This is a genomic window from Streptomyces sp. NPDC014801, from assembly GCF_043082085.1.
Lineage (GTDB): Bacteria > Actinomycetota > Actinomycetes > Streptomycetales > Streptomycetaceae > Streptomyces.
This window is the reverse complement of record NZ_JBIBXG010000009.1, coordinates 1-16155: the sequence shown is the minus strand read 5'-3', so window position 1 is coordinate 16155 and position 16155 is coordinate 1. Positions and strand designations below refer to the sequence as shown.

Annotated in this window: 13 protein-coding genes; 11 read left to right on the top strand and 2 right to left on the bottom strand. The window is 73.6% G+C overall.

What is annotated here, in order from left to right:
- Positions 1–114 precede the first annotated feature (114 nt).
- Positions 115–1857, top strand: coding sequence for a hypothetical protein (locus ACF1AL_RS21965; RefSeq protein WP_391704357.1), 1743 nt, complete (start codon positions 115–117; stop codon positions 1855–1857).
- A gap of 59 nt (positions 1858–1916) precedes the next feature.
- Here the strand turns inward: ACF1AL_RS21965 and ACF1AL_RS21960 are convergent, their stop codons facing one another.
- Positions 1917–2915, bottom strand: coding sequence for a hypothetical protein (locus ACF1AL_RS21960; RefSeq protein ID WP_391704354.1), 999 nt, complete (start codon positions 2913–2915; stop codon positions 1917–1919).
- Between the two features lie 83 nt (positions 2916–2998).
- Here ACF1AL_RS21960 and ACF1AL_RS21955 point away from each other — a divergent pair, with 83 nt between their 5' ends.
- The 4 genes from ACF1AL_RS21955 to ilvD all read left to right on the top strand — a co-directional run bounded on the left by ACF1AL_RS21955 (position 2999) and on the right by ilvD (position 7873).
- Entirely contained in the window at positions 2999–3931 is a 933-nt protein-coding gene (locus ACF1AL_RS21955; protein ID WP_391661835.1) for a Ppx/GppA family phosphatase, read from the top strand.
- A gap of 416 nt (positions 3932–4347) precedes the next feature.
- Positions 4348–5172, top strand: coding sequence for a sugar phosphate isomerase/epimerase family protein (locus tag ACF1AL_RS21950; protein WP_391704349.1), 825 nt, complete (start codon positions 4348–4350; stop codon positions 5170–5172).
- Entirely contained in the window at positions 5169–5807 is a 639-nt protein-coding gene (locus ACF1AL_RS21945; protein WP_391827021.1) for a TetR family transcriptional regulator, read from the top strand. The genes ACF1AL_RS21950 and ACF1AL_RS21945 overlap by 4 nt, the downstream gene beginning before the upstream one ends.
- A gap of 212 nt (positions 5808–6019) precedes the next feature.
- Entirely contained in the window at positions 6020–7873 is a 1854-nt protein-coding gene (gene ilvD / locus ACF1AL_RS21940) for a dihydroxy-acid dehydratase (RefSeq protein WP_386913885.1), read from the top strand.
- Positions 7874–8188: 315 nt separating this feature from the next.
- Here the strand turns inward: ilvD and ACF1AL_RS21935 are convergent, their stop codons facing one another.
- Positions 8189–10579: a PQQ-binding-like beta-propeller repeat protein gene (locus ACF1AL_RS21935; protein WP_391827019.1), complete on the bottom strand. Its 2391-nt coding sequence runs from the start codon at positions 10577–10579 to the stop codon at positions 8189–8191.
- A gap of 181 nt (positions 10580–10760) precedes the next feature.
- On the opposite strand from ACF1AL_RS21935, the gene ACF1AL_RS21930 reads away from it, so the two are divergent.
- The 6 genes from ACF1AL_RS21930 (at position 10761) to proC (ending at position 15624) form a co-directional block, all read left to right on the top strand.
- On the top strand, positions 10761–11096 hold the full coding sequence (locus tag ACF1AL_RS21930; RefSeq protein WP_366840559.1) for an SH3 domain-containing protein: 336 nt from the start codon (positions 10761–10763) through the stop codon (positions 11094–11096).
- A gap of 214 nt (positions 11097–11310) precedes the next feature.
- Positions 11311–11856: an EamA/RhaT family transporter gene (locus ACF1AL_RS21925; protein WP_391820810.1), complete on the top strand. Its 546-nt coding sequence runs from the start codon at positions 11311–11313 to the stop codon at positions 11854–11856.
- Between the two features lie 264 nt (positions 11857–12120).
- A complete protein-coding gene (locus ACF1AL_RS21920) occupies positions 12121–13032 on the top strand; it encodes a class I SAM-dependent methyltransferase (protein WP_391827017.1) in 912 nt (303 codons plus the stop codon).
- Between the two features lie 96 nt (positions 13033–13128).
- Positions 13129–13935 (top strand): ABC transporter ATP-binding protein, encoded by an 807-nt coding sequence (locus ACF1AL_RS21915; RefSeq protein WP_391827015.1) that lies wholly within the window; start codon positions 13129–13131, stop codon positions 13933–13935.
- A complete protein-coding gene (locus tag ACF1AL_RS21910) occupies positions 13932–14708 on the top strand; it encodes an ABC transporter permease (protein WP_366840555.1) in 777 nt (258 codons plus the stop codon). The genes ACF1AL_RS21915 and ACF1AL_RS21910 overlap by 4 nt, the downstream gene beginning before the upstream one ends.
- Before the next feature lie 103 nt (positions 14709–14811).
- Positions 14812–15624: a pyrroline-5-carboxylate reductase gene (gene proC / locus ACF1AL_RS21905; RefSeq protein WP_366840554.1), complete on the top strand. Its 813-nt coding sequence runs from the start codon at positions 14812–14814 to the stop codon at positions 15622–15624.
- Positions 15625–16155 lie beyond the last annotated feature (531 nt).

Below are 16155 nucleotides of genomic sequence, written 5' to 3'. Positions count from 1 at the left end.
GCGGGCAGGGGCGGGTGGGGTGGGGTCCCCTATTGAGGGATCGTTTCACCCGTACGGATTAAAAGTGCTCAAGGCGCCCGAGCGGGCCTGCTCGTGCCGCCTACGGTCGCACAGGTGATGAGGAGCAGTCCGGAGACCACGACCCGCACCACCGGCGCACACCGGGCGCACCGGGAGGCGCGCGACCGCGCGGCCGCCCGCACGCTGGCGCAGCGCCCGCCCGCGCGCTACGAGCCTTATCTCGACGGGCTGTTCACCTACTGCCTGTCCGTCCTGTGCGACCACGACTCCGCCACCGCCGCCCTCGCCGACGCCCTCGCGCTCGCCGAGCGGCGCGGCACGCGCGTGCCGGAGGCCGCCGGCGACCGCCGCGCCTGGCTGTACGCGCTGGCCCGCTGGGCGTGCCTGCGCAAGCTCGCCGAGGCCAAGCAGAAACGTCAGGCCACCCACGCCGCGAGCCGCCCCGGCACCGACAGGCAGCCGTCCCCGAAGGTCCCGGTGGACCCGGAGGTGCAGGAGCAGCGGCGGCGTGAACTGGGCCTGCTCGCCTGGCCGGAGGCCGCCGGCACGACCCCCGAGCAGCGCGAGGCCCTCGAACTCGCCGTGCGCCACCACCTGGCCGCCCACGAGGTCGCCGCCGTGCTGGGCATGGATCTCGCCGCCGCCCGCGAGCTGCTCGCCGCCGCGGCCTGCGAGGTGGAGCGCACGCGCGCGGCGCTCGCCGTCGTGGAGACCGGCGCCTGTTCGAGCGTGGCCCGTCTCACCGGCGACGGCCGGTTCGTGCTCAGCAGCACCCTGCGCCGCGAACTGGTCCGGCACGTCGACGACTGCCCCCGCTGCCGCCGCACCGCCGAGCGCGCGGTCCCCGGCCGCTGGCCCGGCGCCAGCGTCACCCCCGCCGAGCTGCCCGTGCTGGAGGCGCCCCGCGCGGCCCTGCACGTCGCGCTCGCCCACCATCCACGCGCGCGTGGCCTCGCCGTACCCCGCTTCGACCGGCGCGGCTTCCCCATGGACCCCAAGGACCGCGCGGCCCGCCGGGACCGTCTGCGCTCGCGTGCTGTCACCACGACGGTCGTCGCCACCGTCGTCGCCGCCCCCGTGCTCGCCCTGTGGGCGGCCTACCGGGGCGCTCCCGCCGGTGACGACACCGCCGGCGGCCCGGCCACCGCCCGCCACGACCACGGCGCGGGCCTCCTCGACGGCGAGACGGCCAGCGGCGGCTACGAGAACGCCGGCAACGCCAGCACCCGGCCCGGTGCCCGCTTCGGGCAGGACGGCAGCCCCGATGTGTCGGTGGAGGTCGTCAGTGTCGCCGGGGCCGGCGGCAAGGGAGCCGGCGACCTGGAGGTGACGGCCGGCAACCGCGGCGACACCACCCTGATCACCCTCACCGCGACCGGCTCGGCCCCCGTGCGCTGGTCGGCCACCACGGCAGCCCGCTGGCTCTACTTCAGTCAGTCCTCGGGAACCCTGCAGCCCGGCGAGTCGTTCACGATCCAGGTGTACGTCGACCCCCTGCGCGAGCCGTCCGGCCACTGGAGCGCGCGGGTGGCGATCGCGCCCGCCGGCGCCGTCGTCTCCATCGACGGCTACGGCACCGCGCCCGGCCCCTCCGACCCCGGCAGCGGACCGGCCCCGGGCACGCCCACGGACCCGGCCCCCTCCGACCCCGACCCGACGCCCAGCACCTCGGCCCCCTCGGACCCCGGCGGCTCGCCCTCCCCGAGCAGCCCGCCGTCGTCCCCCGATCCCACGCCCACCGGGTCCGCCCCGTCCGACCCGGGTGGCTCCACCGACCCGGGCGGCTCCTCGCCGCCGCCCGGTGACAGCGGCGACCCGAGCCCGTCGACGTCGTGACGCCACAGGCCCTGCGACGCCGTACGCGCTACGGCGTCGCAGGGCCCCGGGCGGTCACCTCAGCCGGCCGGATGCGCGGGACCCGCCGGATCCGCCGCATGCCCGGCCTCCGCCGGATCCGCAGGAACCGCGGCAGGCCCGGCCTCCGCCGGACGCGGCGGATCCGCCGGGTGCGGGGCCAGCAGCGGCAGCCGCGACGCCAGCCGCTCCTCGCACAGCTCGACCAGCCGGTCGTAGCCGGCCTTGCCCATCAGCTCGGTCAGCTCGGCCCGGTAGGAGACGTACACCGGCTCGCCCGCGCCGTGCGCCGAGGTCGCCGACGTGCACCACCAATGCAGGTCGTGGCCGCCCGGACCCCAGCCCCGGCGGTCGTACTCACCGATCGACACCTGCAGCACGCGCGTGTCGTCGGGCCGGTCGATCCAGTCGAAGGTCCGCCGGATCGGCAGCTGCCAGCACACGTCCGGCTTGGTCTCCAGCGGCTCGCGGCCCTCGCGCAGGGCGAGGATGTGCAGCGAGCAGCCGGCGCCGCCGGGGAAGCCGGGACGGTTCTGGAAGATGCAGGAGCCCTGGTAGGGGCGGGTCTGGCGCTCGCCGTCCTCGTCCTCGGACACCCAGCCGTTCTTCGTGCCCTCGGCGTGGTGCTGCCAGATCTCGGGGGTGAGTCGCGCCACGTGCCCGGCGACCCGCTGCTCGTCCTCCTCGTCGGAGAAGTGCGCCCCCAGCGTGCAGCACCCGTCGTCCGCGCGGCCCGCCTGGATGCCCTGGCAGCCGCTGCCGAAGATGCAGTTCCAGCGAGAGGTCAGCCATGTCAGATCGCACCGGAAGACCTGCTCGTCGTCCGCCGGATCCGGGAACTCCACCCACGCGCGCGCGAAGTCGAGGCCCTTCTCGTCGGCCGCCCGTGCCGCCGCAGCCGGGTCCGCCAGGGCCTGCTTCCGCTTCTTCGCCGCTTTCCCCGCCTTCGCCTGCGAAGGAACCGTGGAGTTTTCGGTCGACTTGTCGGCCTTCACCGACTTGGTCGGCTTTTCGTCCTTCGCCTTTTTCGTCTTTGGCACCCGTCCAGGGTAAGTCGCCCGGGGCCCGTCCCGGCACCGCACGGGGGGCCGAGCACGGCGCCGCTGGCAGTAGCGTTCCCTACATGAGACTCGGTGTCCTCGACGTGGGATCGAACACGGTGCACCTGCTGGTGGTGGACGCGCACCCCGGCGCGCGCCCGCTGCCCGCGCACTCGCACAAGACGGAGCTGCGGCTCGCCCAACTCCTGGACGGCGAGGGCGCCATCGGCACCGAGGGAGTGGACAAACTCGTCGCCGTCGTCAAGGACGCCCTCCAGGCCGCCGAGGACAAGGGCGTGGAGGACCTGCTGCCCTTCGCCACCTCAGCCGTCCGCGAGGCCGGCAACGCCGACGACGTCCTCGCGCGCGTGCGCGAGGAGACCGGCGTCGAGCTGCAGGTCCTCACCGGCGCGGAGGAGGCCCGCCTCACCTTCCTCGCCGCCCGCCGCTGGTTCGGCTGGTCCGCCGGGAAACTCCTGGTCCTCGACATCGGCGGCGGTTCCCTGGAGATCGCCTACGGCATAGACGAGGAGCCCGACGCCGCCGTCTCGCTGCCGCTGGGCGCGGGCCGCCTCACCGCCGCCTGGCTGCCCGGCGACCCGCCCGACCCCGACGACGTCCGCGCCCTGCGCCGCCACGTCCGCGCGCAGATCGCCCGCACCGTCGGCGAGTTCAGCCGCTTCGGCGCCCCCGACCACGTCGTCGCCACCTCCAAGACCTTCAAGCAGCTGGCCCGCCTCACCGGAGCCGCCCGCTCCGCGGAGGGCCTGTACGTCCAGCGTGAGCTGAAGCGGGAGACCCTGGAGGCCTGGGTGCCCAAGCTGGCCGAGATGACGGCGGCCCAGCGCGCCGAGCTCCCCGGCGTCTCCGAGGGCCGCGCGGGCCAGCTGCTGGCGGGCGCGCTGGTCGCCGAGGGCGCGATGGACCTGTTCGACGTGGAGGCCCTGGAGGTCTGCCCCTGGGCCCTGCGCGAGGGCGTGATCCTGCGACGCCTGGACCACATGGGCTCGGCGTAGCCGCCGCGAGGGTGCCGTGGCCGCGCGGCGCTCGGGGCCGCCGACGCGGGGGCGGCGGCGCATCACCCCGGGGCTCGTGGCCGTATCGGCACGGCAGACGCCCGTACCCGCGCTTCCGTCCTGCCCCTCCGCCCGAGCCCGCCCCCACGACGGCCCCCGTACCCGGCCTGCCCCACCCCCTCCGGCCGACCCCACCCCACCCCACGGGGCCGGGGGTGCCCCGCCCACCAAGGCCCCTGCCCACCCGTGACCGCCTCCACGACGGCCCCCCACAACGCCCCCGGCGCTCGACGGTGACCCGGGCCACAACGGACACCGGACTCCCGGCGTTCAAGCCCGCGGCCGCGTATGGCAAAGCCCACAACGGCCAAGAGGGACCCGGCGTTCACAAGGCCGCACCCCGTAACCTGTCCCCCATGGCAGAGCCAGTCGTACGGATCCCGGATGCGAAGGTCGCGCTGTCGACGGCCTCGGTGTATCCGGAGTCGACGGCGACGGCCTTCGAGATCGCCGCACGTCTGGGTTACGACGGCGTCGAGGTCATGGTGTGGACCGACCCGGTCAGCCAGGACATCGAGGCCCTGCGCCGGCTCAGCGACTACCACCGGATCCCGATCCTCGCCGTGCACGCCCCCTGTCTGCTGATCACGCAGCGGGTGTGGTCCACCGACCCGTGGACCAAGCTGCAGCGCGCCCGGGCGGCGGCCGAGAAGCTGGGCGCGAGCACGGTCGTCGTCCACCCGCCCTTCCGGTGGCAGCGCCAGTACGCCCGCGACTTCGTGGACGGAATCTGGCGCATGGCGAACGAGACCGACGTGCGGTTCGCCGTCGAGAACATGTACCCCTGGCGCTACCGCGACCGCGAGATGCTCGCGTACGCCCCCGACTGGGACGTCACGAAGGACGACTACCGCCACTTCACGATCGATCTCAGCCACACCGCGACCGCCCGCACCGACGCGATCGAGATGATCGACCGCATGTCCGACCGCCTGGGCCATGTCCACCTCGCCGACGGCCGCGGCTCGGCCAAGGACGAGCACCTGGTGCCCGGCCGCGGCACCCAGCCGTGCGCGGAGGTGCTGGAACGGCTCGCGGTGAACGGTTTCGACGGCCATGTCGTCATCGAGGTCAACACCCGCCGCGCCATGTCCAGCGCCGAGCGTGAGGCCGACCTCGCCGAGGCCCTGGCCTTCACCCGCCTGCACCTGGCGTCCGCGGTGAAGGTGCCCCGGCGATGACCGGCCGCGGCGACGTCCCGGCGACGGCACAGGCGCCCGCGGCCGCCCGGCGCCGGGGACGGCCGCCGCGCACCGAGTCGGCCGACACCCGCGACCGGATCCTGGCCGCAGCCCGCGAGGAGTTCTCCGAGCGCGGCTACGAGAAGACCTCCGTGCGCGGCATCGCCAAGGCCGCGGGCGTCGACTCCGCCCTCGTCCACCACTACTTCGGCACCAAGGAACAGGTCTTCGAGGCGGCCATCGAGGTCGCCTTCGCCCCCGCCCTGACCCTGCGCGACGCGGCGCTGGCCGGCCCCCTCGCCGACGTCGGCGAGCGCATGACCCGCCTGCTCTTCGGCCTGTGGGAGAACCCGGTCACGCGGACGCCGCTGCTGGCGATCATCCGCTCGGCGGTCAACAACGACACCGCGGCGGCCGCCCTGCGCCGGCTCGTCTCCACCCAGCTGCTGCGCCGCGTCGCCGGCGAGCTCCAGGCCGAGGACGCGGAACTGCGCGCCGAGCTGGCCGCCGCGCAGCTGGTCGGTACGGCGATGCTGCGGTACGTGATCAAGGTCGAACCGCTGGCCTCGGCCGACGTCGAACAGATCATCGCCCGGCTCGCCCCCGTCGTACAGGCCCACCTCACCGGCGACTGACGACGCCTGGCAGGCCTCACACAGGCAGCCACCGGCCACGGGCCACCCGGCCCCCGAACGACAGTCGACAGACACCGAACGCCCGTACCCCCTGGACGCGAGACACCCGTCCCGCATTTCGGACACTGCGTCCCGACCCCTGGAAGTCCGGCGTACGCTCGACTGCAGTCAGAAGTCTCTCTGACCGAAGGTCTTAGAAGGAGCGAGCGACGATGCCCGAGCTGAGGTCCCGCACAGTCACCCACGGCCGCAACATGGCGGGCGCCCGCGCCCTGATGCGCGCCTCCGGTGTACCGGGTGCGGACATCGGCCGGAAGCCCATCATCGCGGTCGCCAACAGCTTCACCGAGTTCGTCCCCGGCCACACCCACCTGGCCCCGGTCGGCCGGATCGTCAGCGAGGCAATCAAGGAGGCGGGTGGCATCCCGCGCGAGTTCAACACGATCGCCGTCGACGACGGCATCGCGATGGGCCACGGCGGCATGCTGTACAGCCTCCCCTCCCGCGACCTGATCGCGGACAGCGTGGAGTACATGGTCGAGGCGCACTGCGCCGACGCCCTGGTCTGCATCTCCAACTGCGACAAGATCACCCCGGGCATGCTCAACGCGGCCCTGCGCCTGAACATCCCGACGGTCTTCGTCTCCGGCGGCCCGATGGAGTCCGGCCGCGCCACCCTCGTCGACGGCACGGTCCGCACGCTCGACCTGGTCGACGCGATGTCCGAGGCCGTGAACGAGAAGATCTCGGACGAGGACATGCTCCGCATCGAGGAGAGCGCCTGTCCGACCTGCGGCTCCTGTTCCGGCATGTTCACCGCCAACTCGATGAACTGCCTGACCGAGGCCATCGGCCTGTCCCTGCCCGGCAACGGCTCGGTCCTCGCCACCCACACCGCGCGCAAGCAGCTCTACGTCGACGCCGCGCACACCGTGATGGACCTGGTCCACCGCTACTACGACCAGGACGACGACTCGGTCCTGCCGCGCAACATCGCCACCATCCAGGCGTTCGAGAACGCCATGGCCCTGGACATCGCGATGGGCGGCTCCACCAACACGATCCTGCACCTGCTGGCCGCCGCCCAGGAAGCGGGCGTGCCCTTCGGCCTGGAGCAGATCGACGCCGTCTCCCGCCGGGTGCCGTGCCTCGCCAAGGTCGCCCCGAACGTCGCCAAGGACCGCACGTACTACATGGAGGACGTGCACCGCGCCGGCGGCATCCCCGCCCTCCTCGGCGAACTGCACCGCGCGGGCCTGCTCAACGAGGACGTCCACTCCGTGCACAGCCCGTCGCTGGCCGACTGGCTGAAGACGTGGGACGTGCGCGGCGGCTCCCCGTCCCCCGAGGCCGTCGAACTGTGGCACGCGGCGCCCGGCTGCAAGCGTTCCGCCGAGGCCTTCTCCCAGTCCGAGCGCTGGGAGGCCCTGGACACCGACGCCGAGGGCGGCTGCATCCGCTCCCTGGAGCACGCCTACTCCAAGGACGGCGGCCTCGCGGTCCTCAAGGGCAACCTCGCCGTCGACGGCTGCGTAGTCAAGACGGCCGGCGTCGACGAGTCGATCTGGACCTTCGAGGGCCCGGCGGTCGTCTGCGAGTCGCAGGAGGAAGCCGTCCAGAAGATCCTCACCCAGCAGGTCAAGGAGGGCGACGTCGTCGTCATCCGCTACGAGGGCCCCAAGGGCGGCCCCGGCATGCAGGAGATGCTCTACCCGACCTCGTACCTGAAGGGCCGCGGCCTGGGCAAGGCGTGCGCGCTCGTCACCGACGGCCGCTTCTCCGGCGGCACGTCCGGCCTGTCGATCGGCCACGCCTCCCCGGAGGCGGCCTCCGGCGGCACGATCGCCCTCGTCGAGGACGGCGACCGCATCCGCATCGACATCCCGGGCCGCACCATCGAGCTTCTCGTCGACGACGCCGAACTGGCCCGCCGCGAGCAGGCGCTCAACGGTCAGTACCGCCCGAAGAACCGCGACCGCAAGGTCTCGGCGGCCCTGCGCGCCTACGCCGCGATGGCCACCAGCGCCGACAAGGGCGCGGTCCGCGACGTCTCCAAGCTGGGCTGACGCCCCTCGCCCACCGGGCCGGGCCGACACAACTGCAGTACGACGATCAGGGGCCGCTCCTCAGGGGGCGGCCCTTGGCCGTACCGGGCACGGCCGGGCACCGGCCGTGCGGGGCCGTCGGCCATACGGGGTCACCGGCCGCACCGGGTCGCCGCGTCACCGGCCGCACGGGTCGCCGGGTCACCAGCCGTACCGGGTCTCCGGCCGTACCGGCCCTCGCCGTGCGGGGCCCCGGCGGGCGCGAGCGACGCTCGACGCGAGGCGGGCGGCGGGCGGCGGGCGAGTAGCCCTCGGCCGAGCAGCCCCGCCTCCCCGCTACCAGCCGCCCGGTGCCCCCGCCGGCACCGCGAACACCGTGCCGTCCGGTGCCGTGGCGTACACGCGGCCCGCGGTGATGACGGGCGTGGGCAGCGTCGCCGCGACGCGGTCCGCACCGCTGCCCAGCCGGGCGCGGGTCTGCCCGACGAGGCGGCCCGTGCGGGCGTCGACGCCGAGCAGCCGCCCGTCCGCCGCCGTGACGTACACATGGTCACCGTCGTCGGCCGGAGCCGACGCCCGGCTCACGGACGTCTCCAGCGACCACAGCCGCCGGCGCGCGTCCATGTCGACGGCGTCCAGCGAGCCGCCCACCCCCATGAGGTAGACGACATCCCCGCGCACGGAGGCCTGCACGCCCTGCCGCGCGACGGGCAACGCGACCCGGCGCGTCGCCCGGGACGCGGGGGAGTAGCGGACCACGGCCTTGGCCTCGCCGTACGCCCGGTCCAGGGCCAGCAGATACACCGACCCGCCCTGGGCGCCGACGAGATCCAGCATCCCGTCGAGCCGGACGTTCCAGCGCACGTCGCCGGTGCGCGGATCGACCGCGGTGACGCGCGTGTGCGCCCCGTCGCCGGACACGCTCGTCGCGAACGCCAGGGCACTCCCCGCGAACGCGTCGAACGACGGCATGACGTGTCCGGCGATCCGGTGGCTCCACACCGTGGCGCCGGTCGCCGCTTCCACCCCCGTCACCGTCCCGTGCGCACCGGTGAGCAGCAGCATCCCGCCGACGGCCCGGAACCCGGCGTACTCGGGCACGTCCTGCCGCCTGCGCACGTCTCCGGAGACCGGATCGAGCGCCTCCAGCTGCCGCCCCTGCTCCGCCGGCGCGTACACCAGCCCGCCCGCGACGACCGGCGGACCGCCGGTGCGGCCCCGCGCCACGGGGTGCCGCCACAGCAGCCGCCCGTCGTCCGGATCCAGCGCGAACACCACGCCGGGCCGCGCGCACAGCAGCCTTCCGGCACCCTGCGCGCACTGCGCGGCAACGCCGTCCGCCGCCTGCCGACCGTCCGCGGCCGGTCGGCTCTCCCAGCCGGTGATGCCGTCCCGCGCGGACCGCGGCGACGTACGGCCCGCCGTGTCCCCGCCGTCGACCAGCGCGGGCACGGCGAACGCACCGCCCGCGACCAGCGCCAGCGCCCCGGCGGCCAGCAGCACCCGCCCCCGCCTGCGCCCACCGACCCGCCGCAACACCGCCGCGGCACCGGCACCCGACAGAGCACCGACACCCAGCTCGGCGCCACCGCGAGCCGTGCCGCCACCGCGCCCCGCAGGCTCATCGCGCTCCGCAGCGCCGCCGGACTCCGGTACGTCCCCCGGCGACGTACCCTCGCCCGTCGCGGCACCGCGACCGATGCGCGCCCGCCGGTTCCGCTCAGCCTCTCGACCACCCCCGTGCCCTCGACCACCCCCGTCCTCGTGCCGCTCCTTGTCCTCGCGCCGTTCCCCGTCCTCGCGCCGCGCCACACCCGCGCCGCGGCGCCCTTCCCCTGCGGACGGCGGCAGGCCGTCCCCCGTCCGCTGGTCCGGTATGAACGCCTGCGTGTCGTACGACGCCGCCACCGAGCGCAGCTCGCGCATCAGCTCGTCCGGTGTCGGCCGTTCATCCGGTTCCTTGGCCAGACAACGTCTCACCAACGGCGCCAGGTTCCCGGGCACACCGGTCAAATCCGGTTCGTCGTGCACGACCTGATAAGCGACGACATACGGACTGTCGGAGTCGAACGGCCCCCGCCCGGTCGCCGCGTGCACCATCACCGACCCCAGCGCGAAGATGTCCGCGGCGGGCCCCACCTCGCGCGGCCGCCGGAACTGCTCGGGCGCCATGAACGGCGGCGTACCGATCAACTTTCCGGTCTCGGTGCGCAGTTCGCTGTCCTTGGGCCGGGAGATGCCGAAGTCGATGACCTTCGGGCCGTCGTCCGCGAGCAGCACGTTGCTGGGCTTGAGGTCCCGGTGCACCACCCCCACCCGGTGGATGTCGCGCAGCGCCTCCGCCAGCCCCGCCATCAGCCGCCGCAACTCCGCCGGTGTCATGGGACCGCTGTTCTTCACCTGGCCGGACAGGGTGGGGCCGGGGATGAACAGCGTCGCCATCCAGGGCCGTTCGGCGTCCGGATCGGCGTCCACGACGGGCGCGGTGAACGCACCGCTCACCCGGCGCGCCGCCACGATCTCCTGCCGGAACCGGCCCCGGAACTCCGGATCCCGCGCGAACTCGGCATGGACGACCTTCACCGCGACCCGCATGCCCGACGGACTGCGCGCCAGGTGGACGACGCCCATCCCGCCCGAGCCCAGCCGGGACTCCAGCCGGTAGTGACCGGCGTACTCCGGAAGTTCCGCTTCCGCGCCCGCTCCGGTGTTCCTCCGTGGCGCCATGGAACCACCCCCGTGCTGTTCGTCCGCGCGCGCGACGCACGGAGCCTAGTCGATGTCTCGAACAGGACCGAGGCGGCTTGCTAGCGTTCGCGTGCGAGTCGCGCACAGGTGTTTCCCCGTGCGCGGCGGGGGAATCAACGGGACCCCATGGCTGTCATGGGGTGCAACGGGGGAGGTCATCATGTCGGTCGACCATGTCGACGAAACCACGGGTGAGGCCGCGCGCGAGGCGGCAGGAGAGGCCGTGCGCGCGCAGGCCGCCACGGCCCTGCGGTACTACGCGGTCGCGCCCGGCGTCCGCCTGAACGTGCGCAGCGGCCCCGGCACCGGCTATCCGATCGTCAAGGTGCTGCCCGAGGGCATCAAGGTGCCGGTCTACTGCCAGACCCCGGGCACCTGGGTCTCCGGCTACTACGGCACCACCAACATCTGGGACAACATCGGCAACGGCGAGTTCGTCTCCGACTCCTACGTCCAAACCGGCAGCGACGGCTACATCGCACCGCGCTGCGCCTGACGGCAGTGCGCCTGGCGCGCGGTGTGTTCGAGCGCCGTGCGCCTGACCGCCGTGCGCCGGGCCGCGCGGCGCACGGCCACCCGCGCCCAGCCTGCGCTCGTGGCCACCCACGCCCGGCCACCCCACGTCTGACCAGGCGCGCAAGCCCCGGCGGCCGGTCCCGTGGCCGGCTCCGATGCCGGCGGGTACGGCCGCCGGGGCGATAATCGAGGGCGTGAGCGACGAGAACGGCACCCAGGACACGCCCGCGGGCACCGCGCACCCGGCCGCCGAAACCGGTGGCCCCCGCCCGGAGCCGCTGCGCTTCTTCGGCACCACCTGGGTCGACCACTCCGGCGGCTACCCGGCCCGCCGCGCCGGCGTGGCCGTCGGCTCGCTCGTGGTCGCGGCCGCCTCCTGCCTGGTGCTGCGCTTCGCGTACGAGGGACTGGCGCTCGCGAACACCGGCAGCTTCGTGACGGTCCTCGTCATCGCGATGTTCGCGATCTGCAGCGCGCTCGCCTTCCGCCACACCTGGGACTCCTTCACCCGGCGCCCCGACCCCGACCGGCAGGCCAACCTGCGCGGCCTGCTCGCCATCGGCTTCGTCGGCTCGCTCCTCGCGTACTTCTTCCGCTCCCTCACCGAGGCTCCCGGCGAGAAACTCCATCGCGCCGAGTACGAGGCCGCCCTCGACCAGCACCGCCGCCGCACCGCCAAGCGCTCGGGCAACCCCCGCAAGAACGTGAGCGGCCAGACGAAGAAGCGCCGCCGCGCCTGAAGCACCGCCGGACCTGAGTCACCGCGGACCTGAGTCACCGCCGCGCCTGAAGCACGGCCGTGCCTGCCACCAACCCCGGCCGGCACCCCGGCCGACGACCGACGCCACCCCGGCCGACGACCGACGCCACCCCGGCCGACGACCGACGCCACCCCGGCCGACGACCGACGCCACCCCCGGCCGACGACCGACGCGTCGACACCTCCCCCGGACCGCGCCGAAAACGGGCTGCCCCCGTCCCCGCTCCCCGGCCACCATGGCCGCATGGCAGCCGCACCCGAATCGACCCGAGCGGAATCCACGCAAGCGGGATCGACCCCAACGCACTCGACCCCAACGCACTCGACCCCAACGGACTCGACCCATGCGGGATCACCCGACCCCACGGCCCCCGCCCAGCCCCGAGACCTCGCCCACCTCCACGCCGCCCGCGCCCACTCCTTCAACGCCGCCGCGGCCCAGTACGCCGCCCACCGCCCGTCCTACCCCGAGGCCCTGTTCGACGCCGTCGAGGAACTCTCCGGCCGCCCGCTCGCCGGCGCCCGCGTCGCCGACGTGGGCGCGGGCACCGGTATCGCGACCGCCCTCCTCGCCCGCCGCGGCGCCGACGTGCTCGCCGTGGAACCCGGCGCCGGCATGGCGGCCGAGCTGCGCCGCGCCCTCCCCGAGGTGCCGCTGGTCCGGGGCGACGGCAACGCCCTGCCCCTGGCCGACGCCTCGGTCGACCTCCTCACCTACGCCCAGTCCTGGCACTGGACCGACCCGGCCCGCGCGGTCCCGGAGGCGCGGCGCGTCCTGCGTCCGGGCGGCGCGCTGGCCCTGTGGTGGAACACCAGTGCCGTCGACGTGCCCTGGATCTCCGACCAGTCGGCCCGCATCGCCCGCCACTTCGGCATCGAGGACGCCCAGGTGAAGAAGGGGTCCTTCGACACCGGCGCCGCCGACCCCACCGGCAGCCTCCGCTTCGCCCACCGCCGGGTCCGCTGGAGCCGCCGGGTACCGGTCGACACCCACCTCGCCAACATCGGCAGCCACTCCGTCTTCCTCGTCCACGGCGCGAGCAGCGCGCAGGCCTTCCTCACCGCCGAGCGCGCCCACCTGCTGACCGTCTTCCCGGACGGCGTGGTGGAGGAGACCTACGAGGTCCACCTGCTGCTCGCCCGCACCACCGCCTGACTCACCCCCGCCCCCGACACCCCGACCCCGCGCCCGCGAGGCCCCGTGCCCCGCGGGCGCTTGACGTCCCCCACCCCCGGGAGCATTATTCACCGCATGATGAATTATATGTCCGGCCCACCCCCGACGACCCCCGGAACCGCACCCGCCCCCGCCCTGCACGCCGCCGGCCTCACCGTCGTCCGAGGCCGCCGCACCGTCCTGCACGGACTCGACTTCACCGTCCCGCGCGGCCGTATCACCGGCCTGCTCGGCCCCTCCGGCTGCGGCAAATCGACCCTCATCCGCGCCGTGGTCGGCACCCAGGCCAAGGTCACCGGAACCCTCGACGTCCTCGGCCACCCCGCGGGCCACCCCGCCCTGCGCACCCGCATCGGCTACGTCACCCAGGCGCCGTCCGTCTACGACGACCTGACGATCCGCCAGAACCTCGACTACTTCGCGGCGATCCTCAACCCCGCGCAACCCGCCCCCGACCGCCGGGCCGACGTCGACCGCGTCCTCACCGAGGTCGACCTCACCCACCACGCCGACGCCCTCGCCGCCCACCTCTCCGGAGGCCAGCGCAGCCGCGTCTCCCTCGCCGTCGCCCTGCTCGGCACCCCCGAACTGCTCGTCCTCGACGAACCCACCGTCGGCCTCGACCCCGTCCTGCGCCGCGACCTGTGGAACCTCTTCCACTCCCTCACCGAGCGCGGCGCCACCCTCCTCGTCTCCTCCCACGTCATGGACGAGGCCGAGCGCTGCCACCGCCTGCTCCTCATGCGCGACGGCCGGATCCTCGCCGAGGACACCCCCGACGCCCTGCGCGAACGCACCGGCTCCGACACCGTCGAAGCCGCCTTCCTCCACCTGGTCGACCAGGCCGCCGCCGCATCCCGCGCACAGGAGAGCACCCCATGAGCACCGCCACGACGACGCCGGCCCCCAGCCGCGCCCTGCACCCCGCCCGCACCACCGCCACCGCCGCCCGGGTCCTGCGCCAGCTCACCCACGACCCGCGCACCATCGCGCTGATGCTGTTCATCCCCTGCCTGATGCTCGTCCTGCTGCGCTACGTCTTCGACGGCAGCCCGCGCACCTTCGACAACATCGGCGCCTCCCTGCTCGGGATCTTCCCGCTGATCACGATGTTCCTGGTCACGTCCATCGCCACCCTGCGCGAACGCACCTCGGGCACCCTCGAACGGCTCCTCGCCATGCCCCTCGGCAAAGGCGACCTGATCGCCGGCTACGCCCTCGCCTTCGGCGCCGTAGCGATCCTCCAGTCCGCCCTCGCCACCGCCCTCGCACTGTGGGTCCTCGGCCTGGACGTCACCGGCAGCCCCTGGCTGCTCCTCCTGGTGGCCCTGCTCGACGCCCTCCTCGGCACGGCCCTCGGCCTCTTCGTCTCGGCCTTCGCGGCCTCGGAATTCCAGGCGGTCCAGTTCATGCCGGCAGTGATCTTCCCCCAGCTCCTCCTGTGCGGCCTGTTCACCGCGCGGTCCGCCATGCACCCCGCCCTCGAGGCGATCTCCGACGTCCTCCCCATGTCGTACGCCGTCGACGGCATGAACGAGGTCCTCCACCACACCGACATGACCGCCACCTTCGTCCGGGACGTCCTCGTCGTGGCCGGCTGCGCCCTGCTCGTCCTCACCCTCGGCGCCGCCACCCTCCGCCGCCGTACGACGTGACGCCACGCGCGCGTGTCCCGCCCACCGGACAGCGGGGCCCCGCCGGCGGCCCGGGTGCGAGGATGCCTCCAGGACGACGCACCCTTCGGAGGCATCCGCAGCCATGACGCAGAAAGTCGCAGTTCTCGGCACCGGCAAGATCGGCGAAGCCCTGCTCAGCGGAATGATCCGCGGCGGCTGGGCGCCGGCCGACGTCCTCGTCACGGCCCGCCGCCAGGAACGCGCCGAGGAGCTCCGCACCCGCTATGGCGTCACCCCGGTGACCAACGCCGAGGCCGCCAAGAACGCGGACACGCTGATCCTCACCGTCAAGCCGCAGGACATGGGCACCCTCCTCGACGAGCTGGCCCCCCACGTCCCCGCCGACCGCCTGGTCGTCAGCGGCGCCGCGGGCATCACCACCGCCTTCATCGAGGAGCGCCTCACCGCCGGCACCCCGGTCGTGCGCGTCATGACGAACACCCCCGCCCTCGTCGACGAGGCCATGTCCGTCATCTCGGCCGGCAGCCACGCCACCGAGGCCCACCTGGCCCACGCCGAGGAGATCTTCGGCGCCGTCGGCAAGACGCTCCGCGTCCCCGAGTCCCAGCAGGACGCCTGCACCGCCCTCTCCGGCTCCGGACCGGCGTACTTCTTCTATCTGGTCGAGGCCATGACGGACGCCGGCATCCTGCTCGGCCTGCCCCGCGACAAGGCCCACGACCTGATCGTCCAGTCCGCCATCGGCGCCGCGACCATGCTCCGCGACAGCGGCGAGCACCCGGTGAAGCTCCGAGAGAACGTCACGTCTCCCGCCGGTACGACGATCAACGCCATCCGCGAGCTGGAGAACCACGGCGTACGGGCCGCGCTGATCGCCGCCCTGGAGGCCGCCCGCGACCGCAGCCGCGAGCTCGCCTCCGGCAAGAAGGACTGACCCCGCCGTCGGCGACGCCGTCATCCCGGACGCCCGCCGGGATGGTGTCCCGTCATGGGTTGACACGCCCCCGCGGGATCCGTAAGGTACTTCGAGTTGTCCGACGTGAGAGCCGACTCCGGTCGGTCCCCGGACAGCCATTCCGCAAGTACCACCCACTACTCGACGGCAGTCGTTTCAGTCTGCTGCCTTCGCGTCATTGGCGTGCGCATTTGCGAAATGAGGAATCCGCGTTCGAAAGGACGCAGGCCCCCGATTAGCTCGGGAGCCGGGAATCCGCTAAAGTCTCACTCGTCGGAACGGCCCAACGGCCGGGAAGGCAAACCCCGCTGACTGGGGATCAGACGCCGAAAGGATCTGATAGAGTCAGAACCGCCGGAAAGGGAAACGCGAGAGCGGGAACCTGGAAAGCACCGAGGAAATCGGATCGAGAAAAGATCTGATAGAGTCGGAAACGCAAGACCGAAGGGAAGCGCCCGGAGGAAAGCCCGAGAGGGTGAGTACAAAGGAAGCGACCGTTCCTTGAGAACT